The 21,703-nt window shown below is 73.9% G+C and carries 9 protein-coding genes (1 of these 9 only partly in view); all 9 read left to right on the top strand.

The features are described 5' to 3' along the window. The first annotated feature begins 577 nt into the window (after positions 1–577). Positions 578–1,777, top strand: a complete 1,200-nt coding sequence (locus AB0F04_RS37120; RefSeq protein ID WP_362050641.1) for a cytochrome P450 — start codon at positions 578–580, stop codon at positions 1,775–1,777. An 11-nt stretch (positions 1,778–1,788) separates the two neighbouring features. After that, entirely contained in the window at positions 1,789–2,025 is a 237-nt protein-coding gene (locus tag AB0F04_RS37115; RefSeq protein ID WP_362050638.1) for a ferredoxin, read from the top strand. Positions 2,026–2,373: 348 nt separating this feature from the next. Continuing rightward, a complete protein-coding gene (locus AB0F04_RS37110; RefSeq protein WP_362050635.1) occupies positions 2,374–2,721 on the top strand; it encodes a YciI family protein in 348 nt (115 codons plus the stop codon). 99 nt (positions 2,722–2,820) lie between these two features. Continuing rightward, positions 2,821–4,134: an alpha/beta hydrolase gene (locus tag AB0F04_RS37105; RefSeq protein WP_362050632.1), complete on the top strand. Its 1,314-nt coding sequence runs from the start codon at positions 2,821–2,823 to the stop codon at positions 4,132–4,134. A gap of 67 nt (positions 4,135–4,201) precedes the next feature. Further along, positions 4,202–5,128 (top strand): DUF6039 family protein, encoded by a 927-nt coding sequence (locus AB0F04_RS37100; RefSeq protein WP_362050629.1) that lies wholly within the window; start codon positions 4,202–4,204, stop codon positions 5,126–5,128. A 16-nt stretch (positions 5,129–5,144) separates the two neighbouring features. Then, entirely contained in the window at positions 5,145–5,942 is a 798-nt protein-coding gene (locus tag AB0F04_RS37095; RefSeq protein ID WP_362050626.1) for an enoyl-CoA hydratase-related protein, read from the top strand. A 28-nt stretch (positions 5,943–5,970) separates the two neighbouring features. Beyond that, entirely contained in the window at positions 5,971–8,409 is a 2,439-nt protein-coding gene (gene fabD / locus AB0F04_RS37090) for an ACP S-malonyltransferase (RefSeq protein WP_362050623.1), read from the top strand. Between the two features lie 53 nt (positions 8,410–8,462). Then, complete coding sequence (locus AB0F04_RS37085) at positions 8,463–9,287, top strand: DUF6039 family protein (RefSeq protein WP_362050620.1); 825 nt, start codon at positions 8,463–8,465, stop codon at positions 9,285–9,287. Positions 9,288–9,410: 123 nt separating this feature from the next. Next, positions 9,411–21,703 carry the 5' portion of an amino acid adenylation domain-containing protein gene (locus tag AB0F04_RS37080; RefSeq protein ID WP_362050618.1) on the top strand. 1,147 nt of this gene lie beyond the right edge of the window, so 12,293 of the gene's 13,440 nt are visible here — the first part of the coding sequence; its start codon is at positions 9,411–9,413; its stop codon lies off the right edge, out of view.

Here is a 21,703-nt window from a genome sequence, read left to right as displayed (position 1 = left end):
AACGACGCCGTCTCCGAGGTGAAACGGTCACCGGTGAGCTGCATACCGTCACCCGAGTCCCCCGCGAACCTGATGATCACCCGGTCCAGACGACGGACCTCTTTGTCACCCGTCCCCGTCACACCCGGGGCGGTGGTTTCCACGGACATACGCGTGTCGGCTCCTGTCAGTGCTGGTCCGCGAGTGCAGGCAGACACGTCGGCGGACGGGCGTTGCGGTGCAGGGTCGTACATCTCCCCGGAGGCTACGCACCACCGGTGGAGAGGCGCTCGTGCCGGAGGACGGTGGCTCCGGGCGCGCCTGCTCTCCACCACGCCGCGAGCATCCATCGAGCACGGGGCGGGAGATTCGGGTCGTGACCTCCCCCGCGTCGGCCATGAGCCCTCGGGGAGCGCGCACCGCCCGCCGGCGCCCCCACCATCCCCCGAGGGCACCGGCGGGCCTCCCGCGCCGCCCGGGCCCGATGTGGGCCCGGTGTTCAAGAGTGAGCGGCGCCCCGCCCGGCGAGGGGTCACGCTCCCCGTGCGAGGAGGCCCTCATCGGAGGTGCCCCGATGCGCGGCGAAGGAGTGGGACTCATGTCGGCTACCAGGCGGGTGCACACCTACCCCTTCGAGGGGGAGGTGCACGGACTCGAACTCCACCCGAAATTCGAGGAGTTGAGAGAGAACGAACCGCTCGCCCGGGTACGCCTCCCGTACGGCGGCGAGGGGTGGATGGTGACGCGGTACGACGACGTGCGCACCGCCAACTCCGATCCCCGGTTCAGCCGGACGCAGATCGGTGAGGACACTCCGCGGACGACTCCGCTGGCCCGCCGCGGCGACACCATCCTCAGCCTCGACCCGCCGGAGCACACACGGCTGCGCCGGCTGCTGTCCAAGGCGTTCACCGCGCGGCGGATGGGCGCGATGCAGTCCTGGCTCGAGGAGTTGTTCGCAGGGCTCCTCGACGACGTGGAACGCTCGGGACCGCCCGCCGACGTGGTGCGGGACCTGGCCGAGCCGTTCACCATCGCCGTGATCTGCCGGCTGCTCGGCGTGCCGTACGAGGACCGGAGCACGTTCCAGCACTGGTCCGAAGTGATCATGTCGACCACGGCGTACAGCAAAGAGGAGGCGATGGCGGCCGACGCCGCGATCCGCGCCTATCTCGCGGACCTGGTGGCGGCGCGCCGGACGGCGCGGCACGACGACCTCCTGAGTGTCCTGGTGGCCGCCCGCGACAACGACGACCGTCTCTCCGAGGACGAGCTGATCACGTTCGGGGTGACGCTGCTCGTCGCCGGACACGAGACGTCCGCCCATCAACTGGCGAACATGCTCTATGTGTTGCTGACCCACGAGGACCAGCTGTCCCTGCTGCGGAAGGAGCCGGAGTTGCTGCCTCGCGCGGTGGAGGAGCTGCTGCGCTTCGTGCCGCTGGGCAACGGCGTCGGCAACGCCCGTATCGCGACGGAGGACGTCGAGCTGAGCGGTGGCACGGTGCGCGCGGGCGAGGGCGTGGTGGCCGCCGCGGTGAACGCCAACCGCGATCCGCGGATCTTCACCGACCCGGACCGGCTCGACGTCACGCGGGAGAAGAACCCCCATCTGGCGTTCGGGCACGGGGCGCACTACTGCCTCGGCGCCCAGCTCGCCCGGATGGAGCTGCGGGTGGCGATCGGCGCGGTCCTGGAGCGCTTTCCGCAGTTGCGACTCGCTGTGCCGGCCGACCAGGTCGAATGGAAGACCGGTGGACTGTTCCGCGGCCCGTTGCGCCTGCCGATCGCTTGGTGAGGGGAGCCGGCATGACAGAGGGACAAGAGACCATGTGGCGCGTCGAAGCCGACCACGGGGCGTGCATGGGCACGGGCATCTGCGCCGGTGTCGCACCGCACCGCTTCCAGGTGGTCGACGGACGTTCGGTGCCGCCGGCCGGCCCGTTCCCGGCGGAGGAGGACGTGCTGGACGCGGTGGAGTCCTGCCCCATGGAGGCGCTGCGGGTGCTGGACGCGGTGAGCGGCGAGGTGCTCGATCTGTCCTGAGCGCGCTCGGTTCTCCACCGGTTCTCGAGTGTTTCTCAAGCGGGCGACGCGAAATATGCGCCTGCTCACGTTTACCGTCGGAGCAGGCGCACCGCGCCCGGCGGCGAAACGAAAGAACGCACTGCCTGCACAAAGGGAGCATGAAATTCGAGCGGTTCGGCACAGGGACGACAAAGGCGGTCCCGGCGACGTCAGCGATTCGGCCATGCGTACCAATTACCCTGCGCCACAGTCGAGTTGGGCTGTTCACTCGACTTGACACACATCGGGGGCCATACGAGTATTCCCCAGTATTCTGGAATCTCGCATTCCAGTTTAGTTTTCGCACATTGCGACAGGGAGAACCGAATGAAGTTCGCGATCGTCATCATCGAGAACGCCGAGTCCCGGCGGCAGATCCAGGAGGACCGCGCCTCGTTCCGCAAGCAGATCGAGGGCTGGATGGGGCAGCAGGCCCAGGCCGGTGCCCTGGTGGGCGGTGAGGCGTTCGAGACCGAGTCCATCGCCCCGGTGACGGTCCGCCGGGATGCCGACGGCGCCCGGAAGGCGGTCGAGGGCCCCTTCGCGGGCGGCGACGAGACGCTGGGCGGATACATCATCGTCGAGGCCGCGGACCGTGAGGCCGCCGTGGAGATCGCCAAGACGTGGCCGACCCCCGAGACCCTCGAGGTCCGGCCGCTGTGGGTGGCCTCCTGACCGGTCGCGGCCACCGATCCCGGCCCGCGGTCGTGGCGCGCTCCGGCGCCGCCCCGGCCGCGGGCCCCGGCACGTACGCGTGAAGGAGCAGCGCTCGCCATGACGGACGACGAGAGGGACGTGCGCACGGCGCACGACGGCGCCGGCCGGCTGCGGCCCCTTCTGGACGCCGTGCACGACACGGCCGCCGAGGTACGGGCCCGGCGCCCCGACTACTTCGAGCACCGGCCGCTGCGGCTGCCCGCCGAACTGCTCGGCCGCTACGACGACGACCACGACCGACTGGCCCGACTGCTCGGCGACGCCTATGACCTGACGGTCGACGTGGTCACCGACCCCGCGGACTGCACCTCCGTGGACCGGCTCGTGACCGCCCGCGCCCGGCACGCCGGCGCCGCGCCCGACGGCACCGGCGCCGGGGCGCCGCAGGCCGACGACCCGGCCGCCGTCGTCCGCGCCCAGCACGAGCGGCACCTGGCCGCCGAGCGGGACGTGGCGCGGCTCGGCGCCGCGACGCCGCTGCGCGTCGGGGTGCTCGGCGGCGTACTGCCGTACGAGGCGGCCGGGCAGCGCGAAGAGGGCGAGCCGCCGATCGTCCTGGTGAACGCCCTCGGCATGGGAACGGCCCTGTGGCATCCGCTGATGTCGGCTCTCGCGCCCACGCGCCGGGTACTGACCTGGGCGCCGCGCGGCACCGCGGCGGGCACCCGGCCGATGCGCGTGCGCGATCAGGCCGACGACCTGGCGGCGGTGCTCGCCGCCGAGGGCGCGCGGGAGTGCCATCTGGTGTGCTGGTGCAGCGGCCCGAAGACGGCCCTGGAGTTCCATCGCCGCCGGCCCGCCGCAGTACGCTCGATGGTGTTCCTGCACGGCTCGCTGCGGCACACCGGCGATCCGGCCGGGCGAGACCCGGACACCCCCTACGAGCGCAATCTCGAGGAGCTGTGCCGCTCCGTGGCCGGCCGGCCCGCCCTCGCGGCCCGGCTGCGCGGCCTGTTCACCGGCCGGCCGGCGGACATCGCGGAGGACCTGGATGCGCACCGCTATGCCGACGAGGTCCTGGCGCTGCCCGCCCGGGCGCTCGACGAGGAGCTGCTGCGCCCGTTCTCGGCCGACGCCGTCCTGGTCGCCTACGCCCGCCAGCTCCTGGACTACTGGTCGTACGACGCGCTGGCTCACGCCGCCGACGTGCGCGTGCCGGTGCTGTGCGTGAGCGCCGAGTTCGACCGCATCGCCTCGCCCGAGCGGCTCGCCCTGGCCACCGGCCGGTTCCCCGACGCCCGGCACGAGCGGCTCGCCGGCGCCACGCACTACTCGATGTACGACCGGCCCCGCGAGGTCGCCCGCCTCCTGGAGGGTTTCCTCGCGACCGTGGGGGGAGCGCGCTCAATTGTGAGCGGCGCCGCCGGGTGAGGCTGCCTAGCGTCGGACTACAGGGGCTCGTAGGCCCCTTCATCAGTGCGACGAAGGAGACTGAGCGATGACCGACGCGGCGAGCCCGGCCCAGGGCGCGTTTCTTCCCGCGCAGAGCGGGCCTCTCGGCTCCGGCTCCGACCTGCTGCACTCGGGGAACGCGGGCTTCATCATCCACCGTGCGGGCCAGCTCAATCACGCCTTCCGCACCGAGGGCCGGCAGTTCGCCACGGACCTGGTGGGCCACCTGAACAAGGTGGTGGAGGGCGTCGCCACGATCGTGGTGCACGAGGAGATCCTCGGCACCGCCGACCGGCTCCACTGGCTGATCCACATGAAGCAGCCCAACGACTACAGCCGCTTCCTCGAGATAGCCGACCACGACCGCCGCTTCAAGGAGATCACCGAGGCCGACCGGATCGCCGCCGCCGAGGGCGCCGGCAACTGGGAGCGCATGTTCGTCGAGGGCTCCTTCCAGGAGCGGGTGTACGTCCCCCAGCACGGCCTGGACGATCACCACGACGACCACGACGACCACCACCACGACGACGAGCCGTCGGACACGTTCGTGCCGCCGGCCCGCCACCAGACCGGGCTGTCCGACAGCCTGATGCGCAGCTCCGTGGACAGCGGCCTGACGATCATCCGTACGGCGCAGACCGCGTTCCGCTTCCGCACCGAGGCCCGCGACTTCGCCTTCGCATGGGCGACCGAGGTCAACCGGGCGCTCGGCGGCGAACTGACGGTCTACCTCTACGAGGAGACCTTCGGCCAGCAGGACCGGATCCACTGGATGATCCACCTCGACAGCTTCGACACCTACCGCAAGCTGAACGAGCTGAGCCGTCACGACGCCGACTACCAGGCGCTGTTCGGGCGTCAGTTCGTGCCCGCGCACAAGGGCGGTGGCGGCTGGGAGCAGACGTTCGTGTCCCCCAGCATCCAGGACACCGTGCTCACACCGCTGCACCCCGGCGCGCCGCTCTCCTTCTGAGCGAGCGGACGCAGCCGTGACGGTCATCGACCCCACTCAGCACGGCGTGCGGCTCACCGCCGAGCCGCACGTCCTGCGCGCCACGCTCAGCAGCCCCGACGGCCTCAACAGCCTGAGCGGCGGGGCCCTCGCCGCGCTGTCGGCGGCCCTGGACCAGGCCGAGGCCGACCCCGACTGCCGGGTCCTGCTCATCGAAGGCTCCGGCGGCACCTTCTGCACGGGCCTCGACTTCGGGGAGGCCGCGAGCGACCTCGCGGACGACGCCTCGGAGGCCGGCCAGGGCGGGGAGGCGTTCGTCACGCTGATGCGGCGCTTCGGGGAGACCCCGCTGGCGGTCGTCGCCTGCGTCGACGGCCGGGTCGCCGGGGGCGGGGTGGGCCTCGCGGCCGCCGCGGACCTGGTGATCGCCACCGAGCGCAGCGAGTTCAGTCTCCCGGAGGCGCTGTGGGGCCTGGTGCCCTGCTGTGTGCTGCCGGTTCTGGTGCGGCGCACCGGCTACCAGCCCGCGTACGCGATGGCCCTGAGCACGCAGCCGGTGTCCGCGCGACGTGCCGCGGACTTCCGTCTGGTGGACGAGGTCGTGCCCGACCCGGACGCCGCGGTACGCCGCCTGCTGATCCGGCTCACCCGGCTCGACCCGGCGACGATCGGTGAACTCAAGCGGTACTTCAGGGCCATGTGGTTCACCACTGAGGAGACCGATGCGTTCGCCCTGCGCGAGTTCACCCGGCTGATCGGCTCGCCCGTCGCCCGGCGCCGCATCACCGACTACACGACAACGCGGCGGCTCCCCTGGGAGAGGCCGCGGCCCTGACCCGGGCCGAGCCAGGAGGGACGAGGCGATGGTGGCACTGGTTTTCCCGGGACAGGGATCGCAGCGGGGAGGCATGGGCGCCGGGTTGTTCGCCCGCTTCCCCGATCTGACGCGGCAGGCGGACGACATCCTCGGCTACTCGGTCGAGGAACTGTGCCGCTCCTCGGGCGACGGCCGGCTGGACCGCACCGAGTACGCGCAGCCCGCGCTGTTCGTGGTCAGCGCGTTGACGTATCTGGCCCGGGACCCGGTGCCCGAGCCCCGGCTGCTGGCCGGACACAGCCTGGGCGAGTACGGCGCGCTGTTCGCGGCGGGGTGTTTCGACTTCGCCACCGGGGTGCGCCTGGTGCGCGAGCGGGGAGCCCTGATGGGGCAGGCCCGGGGCGGCGGGATGCTGGCGGTGCTCGGCGTCGACAACGCGGATGTACCGGAGCTGCTCGCCGGGACCGGCGCCCGGCAGGTCGACGTGGCGAACTACAACACCGCCGTGCAGACGGTGCTGTCCGGTCCGCTGGACGAACTGCGCATGGTGTCCTCGGCGTTGGCTGCCCGCCCCGGGGTGCGGTGCGTGCCCGTACGGGTCAGCGCGGCGTTCCACTCCCGCCATATGCGCCCCGCCGCTCAGGAGTTCGCGCGTTTCCTCACCGGCTTCACCTTCACCGATCCGCACCGCACCGTCGTGTCGAGTGTGACGGCACGGCCGTACGCTCCGGGGCAGGTCGCCGATCTGCTGTCCCGCCAGATCGAGAGCCCGGTGCGCTGGACGCAGACCATGGCGTATCTCAGGGAGCACGGCATCCGCGAGGTGGAGGAGGTCGGCCCCGGCCAGGTCCTGACGGGTCTGTGGAAACGCGCACCGTCACCCTCGGCGAAGCCCGTGGCCGTGGAGGTGGGGTCGGCCACGGCGCCCCGGCCTTTCGCGGCGGCTGCGGCTCGGGCGCCGAAGGCCCTGGTCACGGCCGGAGCGCCCCTCGCAGCGTCGGCCCCGGTGGCGACCGTGCCCCTCACCGCGCCCAGGGCGCGGGCCGCCGCCCCGGCGACAGACGCACCCCCGGCGACTGCATCCCCGGCGACGATCGCACCCTCCTCGCCCGCCACCGCCCGCCCGGGGGCCGACGGCGCGCCGCCCGCGCGGCGGGCCGAGGAGTTGGGCAGTGACGAGTTCCGGCGTGAGTACGGGATCCGCTACGCCTACCTCGCCGGGGCCATGTTCCGCGGGATCGCCTCGGCGGATCTGGTCATCCGGATGGGGCGGGCCGGGCTCATGGGGTTCTTCGGAGCCGGCGGGCTCACGCTCGACAAGGTGGAGAGCGCGCTGGTACGCATCAAGGACGCGCTCGGTCCCCACGGCCGGTACGGCGTGAACCTGCTGCACTCGATCGACGACCCGGCGTACGAGCACGCCGTCGTCGACCTGTGCCTGCGCCACGGCGTGCACGACGTGGAGGCCGCCGGGTTCACCCAGCTGACCCCGGCCGTCGTGCAGTTCCGCTTCTCCGGTGCCCACCGGGACGCCGCGGGCCGGCCGGTCGCGGTGCGCCGCGTGCTGGCCAAGGTGTCGCGGCCGGAGGTCGCCACCGCCTTCATGGGCCCCGCCCCCGAGGCGATCCTGCGGCAGCTCACCGCCGCCGGGCGGCTGACGCGGCAGGAGGCCGAGATCGCCGCCGAACTGCCGGTCGGCCAGGACATCTGTGTCGAGGCCGACTCCGGGGGCCACACCGACGGCGGCGCGGCCCTGACGCTGCTGCCCGCGATGCTCCGCCACCGTGACGCGGCGATGGCCCGGCACGGCTACGACCGGAGGATCCGGGTCGGCGCGGCCGGCGGCATCGGCGCCCCGGAGGCGGTCGCCGCCGCGTTCGTCCTCGGTGCCGATTTCGTCCTGACCGGCAGCGTCAACCAGTGCTCGCCCGAGGCGGGCACCTCCGACGCCGTCAAGGACATCCTGGCCGGACTCGATGTGCAGGACACGGCGTACGCGCCCGCGGGCGACATGTTCGAGATCGGCGCCCGGGTCCAGGTGGTCCGCAAGGGAACGCTGTTCGCGGCCCGCGGCAACAAGCTGTACCAGCTCTACCGCTCCCACGACAGCTGGGAGGCGATCGACCCGGCCACCCGGCGCTCGGTCGAGGAGACCTACTTCAAGCGGCCGTTCGCCGAGGTGTGGGAGGAGACCCGCGCGTACCACCTCGGGCGGGGCCGGGACGCCGAGATCGAGAAGGCGGAGCGGCTGCCCAAGCACCGGATGGCTCTGGTGTTCCGCTGGTACTTCGCCCGTTCGGTGCGCTGGGCCCTGGAGGGCGACCCGGCGCAGAAGGTCAACTACCAGATCCAGTGCGGCCCGGCGATCGGCGCCTTCAACCACGCGGTGCGCGGCACCGGCCTGGAGGACTGGCGGCACCGTCACGTCGACCTGATCGCCGAGCACCTCATGACGGGGGCCGCCGCCGTCCTCGCCCGCCGCTGACCGCCCGCCGTCCCCCGGCACCGTACCGATCCACCGAACCCCTGGAGCCACGCATGACCACCCTGACCTTCCATTCGACCAACTCCGGTGTGGTCGTGCAGCGCACCGCCCAGCTCAAGCAGGCGTACCGCACGGAGGGCCGGCGGATCGCCCTCGAGCAGGCCGCGTACCTGAACGACAAGTTCGCGGGGCGGACCACGGTCACCGTGCACGAGGAGGCGTTCGGCGTACGGGACCGGCTGCACTGGCTGGTGCACCTGCCGAAGCTCAGCGGCCACCGTGAGGTGGCCCGGCTGCTCGACGGCGACGAGGGCCCGGCCGCGGACACCGACTGGCAGGGCATGTTCGTCGACGGCTCGTTCGCGGAGACGGCTCTGATCCCGCAGCACTGGGGCATGTACGGCACCGACGAGGCGCTGCCGGAGGGCACGGTCATCGACGCCGCCGCCCCCGACCTGCGGGTTCCGCCCGCCCAGCGGCAGACCTCGATGAGCCCGGAGCAGACGCTGAACTCGTCGAACGCCGGCCTGATGATCCACCGGGTCGCCCAGCCGAAGTACGCCTTCCGTGCCGAGGCACGGCTCTTCGCCCGCCGCATCACCGAGTCGATCAACACGAGGATGCCGGGGATCGCCTCGTCCTTCCTGTACGAGGAGGCGTTCGGGCCGGCCGACCGGGTGCACTGGCTGATCCACATGAAGTCCGAGGACTCCTACTACGACCTGATCGACATGCACATGCGCATGGACGACGCGACCCGGGCGATCTACCTCGACGAGATCATCGCTCCGGAGAAGGGCGGCGGCACCTGGAACCGCCTGTTCGTCGAGGCGAGCATGGGCGATGTCGCGTTCGCCCCCGTGCCGGACGTCCGCTAGAGAAACACTCGCTTCACCGCCTCGCCGCCCGCGGGACCGCTCACTTCTGAGCGGGCCCGCGGGTGCGCTGTTCCTAGGGTGCGACACGGCACGGCAACCGGTGTCTTTCCTGGGGGAGCGGATATGGAGCCTGGAACCAGCCCTGCGGGGCAGCAGGATGCGGCCGACTGCGACCTCGCCGCACGTGTGGCGGCCGTCGTGGTACGGGTCCTGTCCGAGGCCAGGCCGGGCGCGGGCCCCCTGGACGCCGAGTCGGAGCTGAGCGGCAGCGGCCTGGACTCGATGACCGCGGCCCGGCTGTGGCTCGCGGTGCAGGGCGAATGCGCGGCGGACGTCCCGCTGGGCTGGCTCGCCGAGGCGGCCACGATCGGCGAGTACGCGCGCCGGGTCGCCGGGCACACGGCTGAGCAGGCCGCGCCCGGGGGCGCCGGGTCCACCGGAGCGAAGGTCGTCGCGGATCCGGACGCACGGCACGAGCCGTTCCCGTTGACGCCGCTTCAGGAGGCGTACCTCATCGGCAAGGAGCCCGACCTGCAGGCGGACGCCGTGGGCTGCCACCTGTACCGGGAATTCGACGTCCCGGCGCTCGACACGGAGCGGCTGCGCGCCGCCTGGCAGCGCCTGGTCGAGCACCACGACATGCTGCGCGCCACCGTCACCGCGGACGGCCGGCAACGCATATCCGAGCGGGCGCCGCGCTGGGAGCTCGCCGTGCACGAGAGCGCGGACCGCGCCGGGTTCACCGAGACCGCAGGGGCCGTGCGCGCCAGGATGTCCCACCACCTCTTCGCCGCCGACGACTGTCCGCCGTTCGCGATCGAGGTCACCCTCCACCCGGACGGCACCGGCCGCATCCACTTCGGCATCGACGCGATGATCACGGACGGGCAGGGCCTCGACCTGCTCACCGCCCAGTGGGAGGCGTGTTACACCGACCCGTCCCACACCCTTCCCGCACCGACGGCCGAGCTGTCGGTGCGGGACTGCGTTGTGGCCCTGGACGCGGCACGGCACACCGAGACCCACCAGCGCGATCTCGACCACTGGGTGGAGACGTTGCGTGAACTGCCGGGCGCGCCCTCCCTGTTCGACGACGCCGAACCGGAGCGCGGCGACGGCCTGCCGTGCGTGCGCCGCAGCAGCCGCACCGCGCGCCTGTCCCCCACCGAGTGGAGTGCGCTGCGGGCGCGGGCCGAGGAGCTGGGGGTGTCGCCGACCTCCCTGGTGCTGACCGTGTTCACCGAGGCACTCGCCCGGCACGGCGCCCACGAGCCGTACTCCGTCGTCGTCACCACCAGCATGCGGCCCCGGCTCCCGGCCGACGCCGACCACGTCGTGGGCCCGTTCACCGCCACCACGTTCGTCGAGGCGGTACTCCCCGGACTCGTGCCGTTCGAGGAGGCGGCCCGGCGCACCCACGAGGAGCTGTGGCAGGCGCTGGAGCACTCCTCGGTCTGCGGGGTGAGCGCTCAGCGGGCGCTGCGGGCCCGGAACGAGGCGGGACCCGGGCCGCTGCCGGTGGTGTTCACGAGCATGCTCGACGCGGCCGGCCGGCCGCGGGCGCGCGGCTTCGGCGCGGCGCCGGTGTACGCGGTCAGCCAGACCACCGGGGTGTGGCTGGATCATCAGATGTGGGAGCAGGACGGGGCGCTGCACCTGCGCTGGGACGCCGCCGACGCGTGCTTCGTCCCCGGCACGGTGGACGCCGCGTTCGCGTCGCTGTGCAACGGCCTGCGCGCCGCCGCCGTCGAGGGCGCTGTCCGCGAGCGTCCCCTGAACGACCTCCAGCAGGCGTACTTCGTGCCGCGGGCCGCGGCGGAGCCGGGGCCGTGGCGCGGCTGCCAGGTCGTGGTGTCGTACGAGGCCGGGGAGCGGGTGGACGCTCCGCGCCTGGAGTCGGCCGTGGTGCGGCTGATGGAGGCGTACGACGTGCTGCGCTCCGCGGTCACCGAGGACGGTGTCGTGGCGGTGCGGGAGCGGGCGCCGCGCCGGTGGGCGGTGCCGGTCCTCGCGGGGGTCTGTCCCGACGCGACGCGCGAGGCGATGGCGGCCTGCCCCTTCCCGCTCGGCCGGCACCCGCAGTTCGAGGTGCGGGTGGTGCGCGGTGAGGACGGCGACACGGTCCTCCTGTCGGTGGACCTCACGCTCGCCGACGCCCGCAGCATCCATCTGATCGGCCGTGAGCTGATGCGCCTGTACACCGATCCCTCGGCGCGGCCCCGGCCCGCGGAGCCGCTGCCGGACGGGGCCGCGGAGGCAGCCGAGCGGGCCCGGGCCCACTGGCGGGACGGGCTGCGGGCGCTGCCGCCCGGTGTGCCGCTGCCGGCGCCCCGGGAGGCGGACGCACCCGAACGCCGGGTGCGCGTGAGCGGCGCACCGCTGGCGCTGCGGCCCCTGGCGGAGCGCTGCGCGGAGCACGGCCTGAGCCTTGACGCCGTTCTGCTCACCGCGTTCACCGATGTCCTCGCGCGGCGCTTCGGGACGGACTACGCGGTGCCGGTGGTCCGGTGGGACCACGGCCTCGATCCGCAGCGGCCGGGCGAGTTGACGGCGCTGAGCTGGCTGCCGTGCGCGCCGCGCGAGCTGTCCTTCGCCGAGCGGGCGCGCGGCTACGACGAAGGCCTGGCGCGGGACGCGGCGGTGACGGGCAGCGGGCTGCCCGAACTGCGGCGCGCAGTGGCACGCACCGGAGGTGCCGGGTACCCCGTCGTCTACACCTGCGCTCTGGACTTCACCGACCGGCCGCTGCCGTCGCCGGTGCGGGCCGGGCAGTGGCTGAGCTGCACCCCGGACGTCTTCCTCGACTGCATCACCACGGTCGACGCCGACCGGCTGCAGCTGGCCTGGGACGCCGTGGACGGCCGTGCCCCGGAGGGCGGTTGGGGCGAACTGCACGCCGAGTACCACCGGGCCGTGGCCCGGCTCGCCGAGGACGAAAAGGCCTGGCGGGAACCCGCGGCGGACACCGCGGAGACGGCCGAGGGGGACGAGGGGGCGCTGGTGCGCGGCGCGGAGCTGCACAAGATCCTGCACGAGTGGAACGACACCGCCCGTCCGTTCGACGGCGACCGGCTGATGCACCGGCTCTTCGAGGAGCGGGCGGCCGAGCAGCCTGAGGCCGAGGCGCTGCGCTGGCGCGGCGGCACGATGACGTACCAGGAGCTGAACCGGCGCGCCAACCGCATCGCGACCCGGCTGACAGCCGAGGGCGTGGGCCCGGAGACGGTCGTCGCGGTCAGCGTGGAGCGCGGGCCCATGATGGTCGCGGTGGTCCTCGGCGTCCTGAAGGCCGGCGGTGTCTATCTGCCCATGGAGCCGCATCTGCCCGCCGAGCGGGCCGCTGTCATCCTCGAGGAGGCGCAGGCCGCGGCCGTCGTCACCACAGCCGGGCGGGCGGGCTGGCCGGTGCCCGAGGGCTACGCCCGGGTCTGCGCGGACGCGGCCGTCGAGGGCCCGCACCCCGCCGACGCGGACACCGACCCGCAGCCGGTGGCACAGCCGCACAACACGGCGTACATCATCTTCACCTCGGGCAGCACCGGCCGGCCCAAGGGCGTGGCGGTCGCGCACCGGCCGGTCGCGAACCTGCTCGACTGGTGTTACCGCACCTTCCGGTTCGGGCCCGGCGACATGGGCCTGTGCGTCACCTCGCTCGGCTTCGACCTGTCCGTGTTCGACGTCTTCGGCCTGCTGGGCGCGGGCGGCGCGCTGTACATCGCGGACGCGGAGCAGCAGCGCGACCCCTCGTTGCTGCTGGACGTGCTGATCGAGGAACCGGTCACCTTCTGGAACTCGGCACCCACGACGCTCGCCCAGGTGGGCACGCTGCTCGACGGGGTGCGCGGCACGGCGGGCACCGACGATCTGCGTCTGGTGTTCCTCAGCGGCGACTACACGCCGCTGTCCCTTCCCGACGAGGTCCGCGCCGCGTTCCCGCGCGCCGACCTGATCAGTCTGGGCGGCGCCACCGAGGCGACGGTGTGGTCCAACTGGTTCCGGATCGGGCCGATCGACCCGGCGTGGCGCAGCATCCCGTACGGCAAGCCCATCGACAACTGCCGCTATCACGTGCTGGACGAGCGGCTGCGCCCCTGCCCGGTCGGTGTCGAGGGCGACCTGTACATCGGCGGTGAGTGTCTGGCGCTCGGCTACGTCAACCAGCCGGAGCTGACGGCCGACCGGTTCATCCCGGACCCGTTCCACGACGACCCGCAGGAGCGGCTCTACAAGACCGGTGACCGGGCCCTGTACTACCCGGACGGCAATCTGAGCTTCCAGGGCAGGGCGGACGGACAGGTGAAGATCCGCGGGTTCCGGGTGGAGCTGGCGGAGATCGAGCACCGGCTGCGGGCCCACGAGGCCGTCAAGGAGGCCGTGGTCCTGGCGCGCGAGGACGGCTGCGGGGACCGCACCCTCGTCGCCTACGTCGTGGCCCGGCCCGGCGCGGAGCCGTCCGCACGGGACCTGCGCGGGTTCGCGGGGCAGACGCTGCCGGAGTACATGGTGCCGAACTTCATCGGTTTCCTGGCCGGGTTCCCCGCCACCGCCAACGGGAAGCTGGACCGGGCGGCGCTGCCGTGGCCCCTGGCCAAGGAGCACCTGACGCCTCCGGCCTCCGACGGCGGCGAGGCGGCATCCGCCGCGCCGTCTGCCGAGCCGGCCGCGGTACCCGCGGCGCGGGCGACCGGCGACGCCGCGTCCGCCCGGTCCTACGAGGAGCTGTGCGAGGAGATCGCCGGTCTGTTCGCCCAGGCCCTCGGGGTCGAGGCGGTCGACCCCGACACCGACGTGTGGGACCAGGGCGCGACGTCCTTCACCATGGTCCGCGTCTCGGGCGCCCTGCAGCGCTCCTACAAGAAGCGGTTCCCGGTCTCCGCGCTGCTGGACAACCCGAGCGTCGCCGCGATCGCCCGCTGGGTCCACACACAGCTGGGCGGCGCCGTGGAGCCGTCCGCCGGCTCTCGGCCCGCGGGTGGCGGCGCGGAGGCGTCCGCCGGCCCTCGGCCCGAGGCGACCGCCGGTGTCCGGCCTCCCGCCGACCCGGCGCCGGAACCGGTGGCACAGGGCGAGACCCCGCGGCAGCCGGCGGCGGCCGGGGGCCCGACGCGGCCCGAGGCGGTGGACTTCTTCGCGGCCGAGGAGCGTGAGCGTTTCAAGCGGCAGCACTGGAACCGGCGGGCCGACGAGCCGGAGCTGCCCGAGGTCACGCTCCCGGACACCGCGTTCGAGGAAGAGTTGTACGCCTGGCGGGCCAGCCGCCGGGACTTCCTCGAACAGCCCGTGCCGCAGCGGTCCTTCGCCCGGCTGCTCGGTCTGCTGCGGGAGGCCGCCAACCCCGCGGGGACCGGCGCCCTGTACCCCTCGGCCGGCGACACCTATTCCGTCCAGGTCTATCTGCATCTGACGCCGGACGCCGTCGAGGGCCTCGACGCGGGGCTCTACTACTACGACCCGGCCCGGCACACGCTGCGGCTGCTGCGGCCCGGCGTCCGGCCGGACCGCGGGGCGCATTTCTACTACAACCGGCCGGTGTTCGACCGCTCACGGTTCGGGATCTACCTGTTCGGCCAGCGCCACGGCATCGAGCCGCTGTACGCGGACGAGGCCCTCAGGTATCTCACCCTGGAAGCCGGGTACATGGGCCAGCTGCTGATGCTGGGGCAGGCCGCCCACGGGGTCGGCCTGTGCCCGATCGGCGCCCTGAACACCGAGCAGCTGGGCGAGTGGCTCGGCCTGGACGACGGCCACGTCTTCCTCCAGGCCTTCCTGGGGGGCGCGGCCTCGCATCCGAGCCGTACCGCGGGCGGCACACCGCCGTTCTTCGCCGAACCGGCCGAAGCCCCCGGCGCGACGCCGGCGGCCATCACGGACACACCGGCAACGGCCACCACGGACGTACCGGCGACGGCAGCCACGGACGTACAGGCGGCGGCGGCCGTCGCATCGCCGGCCAAGGCCACCGCCGAGCCGACCGCCGTCATCGGCATGGCCGGCCGCTTCCCCGGCGCCCCGGACCTGGCCGCCTTCTGGGACAACCTGGTCTGCGGGCGTACCGCGATCGGCGCGCCACCCGCGTCCCGGCCGGAGACGGCTCCCGCCGGAGCCCGGGCCGTCGGAGGTTTCCTGCCGCACATCGACCGTTTCGACAGCCTGCACTTCCATGTGTCGCCGCAGGAGGCGCCGAGCATCGACCCGCAGGCCCGGCTGATGCTGGAGACGGTCTGGCAGTGCCTGGACGACGCCGGTCACACCGCCGACTCGCTGCGCACGTCGGCGGGGCGCGTCGGGGTGTTCATCGGCTCGATGTGGCACGACTACCGGCAGCAGGGCGCCGATCGCTGGCACGAGGGCGACACCGCCCAGGTCCCGGCCGCCGCGTCCGACATCGCCAACCGGATCTCGCACTTCTTCGACTTCCGCGGCCCCAGCCTGACCGTCGACACCTCCTGCTCGTCCTCGTTCGCCGCTCTGCACCTCGCGGTGGAGAGCCTGCGGCGCGGCGAGTGCGGGGCGGCCGTCGTCGGTGCGGTCAACCTGCTCGCCCACCCCTACCACTGGGCCCTGCTCGACGGACTCGAACTGCTCGCGGCCGACACCCCTCCCGCCGCCTACGCCGCGGAAGGCAGCGGCTGGCACCCCGGCGAGGGGGTCGGCGTGGTGCTGCTGCGCCCGGCGGGCACGGCCCGTCGCGCACAGGACACCGTGCACGGGCTCGTCGAGGGGACCCGGCTGGGGCACGCCGGCCGCGCCCCGCGCTACGGAGCACCGCGGACCGAGGCTCTTGCCGACTCGATCGCCCGGGCCCTGGCCGACGCGTCGGTGATCCCCGACGAGGTCGACTACGTGGAGTGCGCGGCGGCGGGCGCGGGCATCGCCGACGCCGCCGAACTGGAGGCGCTCGGCTCGGTCCTCGCCCGCAGTGCGGGCTCCGCGCCGGTCCCGGTCGGCACGCTGAAGCCCAACATCGGCCATCTGGAGGCCGCTTCGGGGCTCTCGCAGCTCATCAAGGCCTTGCTCCAGATACGTCACGGACGTATCGCACCCACCCGGGTGGCGGGCGAACGCAGTCCGCTCGTGGACTTCGACGGGCTGCCCGTCGAACTGGCCGACACCCCCCGCCCCCTCCTGGCACGCGCCGCCGACGGCCGGGCCACGGTGCTCGTCAACGCGGTGGGCGCGACCGGTTCGTACGGCCATGTGGTGCTGCGCGCCCCGTACCCGCACGGTGCCGGCCCGGCCGTGCGGGACGAGCCCGCCCGTACCGGGGCGTCGCCGTCGGCCGGCGGTGCGCGCACCGTCGTCCTGTCGGCCGCCACACCCGAGGCCCTGTCGGTGGCGGCCGGGCGGCTGCGCGACCACCTCGCCGCGGGCGCCGCGCCGGGCCTCGACGACCTGGCCTGGACGCTGCAGACCGGACGGGCCGCGCTCCGGCACCGGCTGACGCTGACGGCCGACGGCCTGGACGGCGTCCGGGCGGGGCTGACGGCGTACCTCGACGGACGCCCCTACCCGGGCCTCGCGTCCGCCGCCGCCGATCCGGCGCTCGCCGACACGCCCACGGACGCGCGCGACCTGGCGCGGGCCGCCGCCGACTGGCTGCGCGGACACGCCGTGGACTTCGCCCGGCTGTGGTCGGAGCCGGCCCGCCGCATCCCGCTGCCGGTCCATGTCTTCGCACCGGTGCGGCACTGGCTCGCCGCACCCGCGCCCCGGCGCACCGACGCGGCGCCGCTCCCGGCGCCCGCGTCGGCAGAGCCGCGGCCGGCGGCACCGACGGCGTCCGCCCGGTCCGGCGCCGACCGCGCGCAGGACTACGTCACCGGCTGCTTCGCCGACGTGAGCGGCATCGGGGCCGACCAGTTGCACCCGCGCGTGCCGCTGGAGCACTACGGCCTGAACTCGCATCTGGTCGCGCGGTTCAACGAGCGGCTGCGGCAGGACGTCCAGGGAGTGTCCAGCACGATCCTGTTCGAGTACGCGGACCTGGCGGGGGTCGCCGCCCATCTGGCGGCGCACCACGAGGGCCCCTGGTCGGACCTCCAGGCCGCGCCCGCGGTGTCCACGGCACCGCCGGCATCCGCATCGGCATCGGCATCGGCATCGGCATCGGCATCGGCATCGGTGGTGAGGAAACCGGACGACGCGCCGGAACCGATCGCCGTCATCGGCATCGCGGGCCGCTACCCGGGGGCCAGGGACCTGGATACGTTCTGGAGCAATCTCGCCGGGGGCGTCGACAGTGTCGGCCCGCTGCCCGCCGAACGCGCCCGTGAGGGCTGGCCCACCGAGCGCATGTGGGGTGGATTCCTCGACGGTGTGGACCGCTTCGACGCGCTGTTCTTCCAGATCACCCCGCGCGACGCACAGCTGATGGACCCCCAGGAGCGGCAGTTCCTCGAGGTGGCCTGGGAGACCCTGGAGGACGCGGGCTGCACCCGGTCCCGTATCAAGGAGCAACTGAACTCCGACGTCGGCGTGTTCGTCGGCACGATGTACAACGAGTACCCGTTCTTCGGGGTGGAGCGTTCCCAGGCCGGGGAACCCTGTGACACCGGCTCCGCCGTGGCGGGCATCGCCAACCGGGTCTCCTACTTCCTGGATCTGCACGGCCCGAGCCTGGCCGTGGACACCATGTGCTCGTCGTCGCTGACCGCGCTGCACCTGGCGGTGGAGAGCCTGCGGCGCGGCGAGTGCGCCGCGGCCCTGGCGGGCGGGGTCAACCTGTCGCTGCATCCGCACAAGTTCCGCCAGCAGGACCGGCTGAAGATGGCCTCCAGCGACCACCGGTGCCGCAGTTTCGGCGCGGGCGGGGACGGTTTCGTGCCGGCCGAGGGTGTCGGGGCGGTGCTGCTCAAGCCGCTGTCCGCCGCCGAGGCCGACGGTGACCGCATCCACGCCGTCATCCGGGGCACGGCCGTCAACCACGGCGGCCGGACCAACGGCTACATGGTGCCCAACCCCGTGGCCCAGGGCGAGCTGGTCCGTGCGGCGCTGCGGCGCGCAGGCGCCGAGCCGGCCACCATCGGCTATCTGGAGGCGCACGGCACCGGCACGCAGCTCGGTGACCCGGTGGAGATCAACGGCCTGAACCGGGCCTTCGCCGACGCCTCGGTGGCCCCCGCCAGCCGGGCCATCGGCTCGGTGAAGTCCAACATCGGCCACGCGGAGGCGGCGGCCGGCATCGCGGGCCTGACGAAGGTGATCCTCCAGCTGCGCCACCGCCGCCTCGTGCCGTCCCTGCACGCCGACGAGCTCAATTCCGCGGTGGACTGGGCGGCTTCCCCGTTCGAGCTGGTGCGCGAGGAACGGCCCTGGACCGCGCTCACCGGCCCGGACGGTGCCGCGCTGCCGCGCCGCGCGGGCATCAGCGCCTTCGGCGCCGGGGGAGCCAACGCGCACGTCGTGGTGGAGGAGTACACCGCCCCCGAACCGGCCCCCTCGTCCGCCGGACCCGGTGAGCCGGAAGCGCAGTTGATCGTGGTGTCGGCGCACGACCTCGACCGGTTGCGGGCCCTCGCCGGGCGGCTGCGGGACCGGCTCGGCCGAGCCGGCCGCCCCGCGCCGGCCCTGGCCGACGTCGCGCACACCTTGCAGAGCGGCCGGGAACCGCTGCGGGAACGGTTCGCGGTGGTGGCCCACGACGTGCCGGGCCTGTGCCGTGCGCTGGACCGGTTCGCGTCCGGCGACACCGGGGCCGGTGTGCACGGACGCACCCCGGGCGGCCGTCTGCCCGACGGCCCCCTCGCCGTGCTCGACCCGGCGGCCGACCGGGACGCGGAACTGCTGCGCCTGGCCCGGCACTGGACGGGGGGCGGGACGGTCGACTGGGCAGGCCTGCACACGGCACGCCGCCGCCTGGTGGCGTTGCCCTCGTACCCGTTCGCCGGAAACCGCCACTGGCTGCCGGAGCCCGCGCCCACGGCCGGGGGGAAGGCTCCCCTGTCCGCCGCGGCCCCCGCGGCGGAGCAGGCACCGGCGACCGAGGCCGCCGGTGAGGTGTCTCCCGTGTTGTACGGCCGTACCTGGCGGGCGCTGACGGGACTCGGCGACCAGCCCGTTCCCCCGGGGCGTGTCGTGTGTGTGTTCGGCGCGCACAGTGAACCGGTGGCGCGTGCCGTCGCCCGGCTGCTCGGACCGGACCGGGTGCTGCTCGTCCGCGCGGGTGCCGACGCCGGGGACGGCGTGCGGGGACTCGCGGACGAGGCGGCGGCGGACGCGTTCGCGCGGGGCCTGTCGGCCGAGGGGCCGGAGGCCGTCGGCGGTCTGATCGACCTCGCCGACCTCGGCCGCCCCGAGCAGGAGGGCCCCGGCGCCTTCACGACCCGGCTGGTTCTGCTGCGTCGTCTCGTCCGTGCCCTGCGCGGACACGGCGGCCGGGTGCTGCAGGTGACCGAGGGCCTGTACGGGCCCGCGGGCGCCGGCAGCTCGCTCGCCGGGGCGCGCCTGGCCGGGTTCGTGCGGATGCTCACGGCGGAGTACCGGCGGGTGGCGGGCACCGTCCTCGACCTGGACGTGTCGGCCACCGGCCCGGACACGGCCGCCCGCCACATCCTGGCCGAGTACGCCGAACGGCACGGCCCGAGCGAGGTGTCCGTGCGCGGCGGGGTGCGCCACCGCGCCGACCTGGTGGCGCTGCCCGACACCGGGCACCGGCCGCTGCGCCTCGACGCGGACCGCGCCTACCTCGTCACCGGCGGAACCCGCGGTATCGGGGCCCGCGTCGCCCGGTTCCTGGTCAGCCGCGGTGCGCGGCGGATCGCACTGACCGGGGTCCGGCCGCTCCCGGCGCGCGCGCACTGGCCGCTGCTCGAACCGGGCTCACCCGAGGCGCGGACGGCCGCGCTGGTCGGGGAGTTGGAGGCCCTGGGCGCACGGGTCCTGGTGCATGCGGGACCGCTGAGCGAGCGGGACCGTACCGACCGGTTCCTGCGCCGGGTGCGTGACGAACTCGGGCCGATCGGCGGCGTCGTGCACTGCGCCGGCCGCGGGCCGGCCGGCCGGCCGTCGTTCATCGGCAAGGACATGGCCGACTTCGGCCCCGTCCTCGAACCGAAGACCACGGGCCTGGAGGTGCTGGACGAGCTGTGCGCCGGTGACCGGCCGGACTTCTTCGTGCTGTTCTCCTCCCTGTCCGCCGTCGCGCCCGGCCTGGCCGCCGGCGTTCTGGACTACGCGGCGGCCAACGCCTTCCTCGACTGCTACGCGGAGCACCGGGTGCGCTCGGGCCGCACCTGGTTCCGCTCGATCGCCTGGCCCACCTGGAGCGAGTCGGGCATGGGCGCGGAGCGGCCGGACAGCTGTGCGCCCGTGGGCGTGGGTCCGCTCGGCGACGAGGCGGGGCTGCGCACGCTGGAGCGCGTGCTCGCCCTGCCCGCCGAGCAGGCGCGCGTCGTGCCCTGCCCGCCGCTCGACGGTGTGCCCCCCGACCCAGCAAAGCTGCTCGGCCGTCCGCACGGCCCCGGCGCCACCGACGCCGAGGAGCCCACGGCCGCGTCCGCGGCCCATGTCACCGCCGAGCCGCCCGCCCCGGCCGGCTCCGCAGCCCCTGCGTTCCCGGCCGGGGACGCCCGGCCCCTGCCCACTGAAGAGGAGCACCTCGTGGCGCACACCCCGGTCACCGGACCGCCCTGGCTGGCCTCGGTGTTCAGCGAACTCCTCGCGATCCCCGAGGAGGATCTCGACGCGACGGCCCCCCTGGGCGATCTGGGAGTGGAGTCCGTGCTCCTGGGGGAGATCCTGCTGCGGCTCGAGGACATGACGGGCCTGACGCTGGACCCGGCCACGCTGCTCGACCACCCCACGCTCGAACTGCTGGGCCGGCACCTGCTGGACCTCGGGGTGCCCGCGGCTCCCGACGGGCCCCCCGCGCCCGCGGCGCCCCCCGCCGTCCCGGCCTCCGTCAGCGCGGGCGCCCAGCCCGCCGCCGTGGCGGTGGCCGCGCCGGCAGCCGGGTCCACGGGCCCCGGCCTGTCGCGGAAGATCGCCGTCGTCGGGCTGTCCTGCCGCTTCCCCGGTGCCGCCGACGCCGCCGCCTTCCAGCGCAATCTGCTGGCCGGGGTGTGCTCGGTGACGGAGGTTCCCGCCGCGCGCTGGGACGTCGAAGAGCTCTACCGGCCCGAGCCCGAACCGGGTCGCAGTATCAGCAAGTGGGGCGGATTCCTGGACGGCATCGAGGACTTCGACCCCGAGTGGTTCGGCATGAGCGAGGACGAGGCCCGTTGCCTCGACCCGGCCGTACGCCTCTTCCTGGAGGGCGCCGCGGGCTGTCTCGCGGACGCCGGATACGCCCCGCAGGAGCTCGCGGGCCGGGACGTGGGAGTGTTCGCAGGTGCCCGGCTGTCCCACTACAACAAGCGGGTCGGCGACCGGCGCGGCCTCGTCGGCATGGGCTCCGACCAGAACTTCATCGCCGCCCG

It is taken from the genome of Streptomyces sp. NPDC029041 (genome assembly GCF_040637515.1).
Taxonomy (GTDB): Bacteria; Actinomycetota; Actinomycetes; order Streptomycetales; family Streptomycetaceae; genus Streptomyces.
Note: the sequence above shows the minus strand (reverse complement) of the source record. Positions and strands in the feature narration are given on the sequence as shown.

Coding starts and splice junctions, on each gene's coding strand:
- AB0F04_RS37120 (WP_362050641.1), top strand. CDS start 578: ATGTCGGCTACCAGGCGGGTGCACACCTACCCCTTCGAGGGGGAGGTG.
- AB0F04_RS37115 (WP_362050638.1), top strand. CDS start 1,789: ATGACAGAGGGACAAGAGACCATGTGGCGCGTCGAAGCCGACCACGGG.
- AB0F04_RS37110 (WP_362050635.1), top strand. CDS start 2,374: ATGAAGTTCGCGATCGTCATCATCGAGAACGCCGAGTCCCGGCGGCAG.
- AB0F04_RS37105 (WP_362050632.1), top strand. CDS start 2,821: ATGACGGACGACGAGAGGGACGTGCGCACGGCGCACGACGGCGCCGGC.
- AB0F04_RS37100 (WP_362050629.1), top strand. CDS start 4,202: ATGACCGACGCGGCGAGCCCGGCCCAGGGCGCGTTTCTTCCCGCGCAG.
- fabD (WP_362050623.1), top strand. CDS start 5,971: ATGGTGGCACTGGTTTTCCCGGGACAGGGATCGCAGCGGGGAGGCATG.
- AB0F04_RS37085 (WP_362050620.1), top strand. CDS start 8,463: ATGACCACCCTGACCTTCCATTCGACCAACTCCGGTGTGGTCGTGCAG.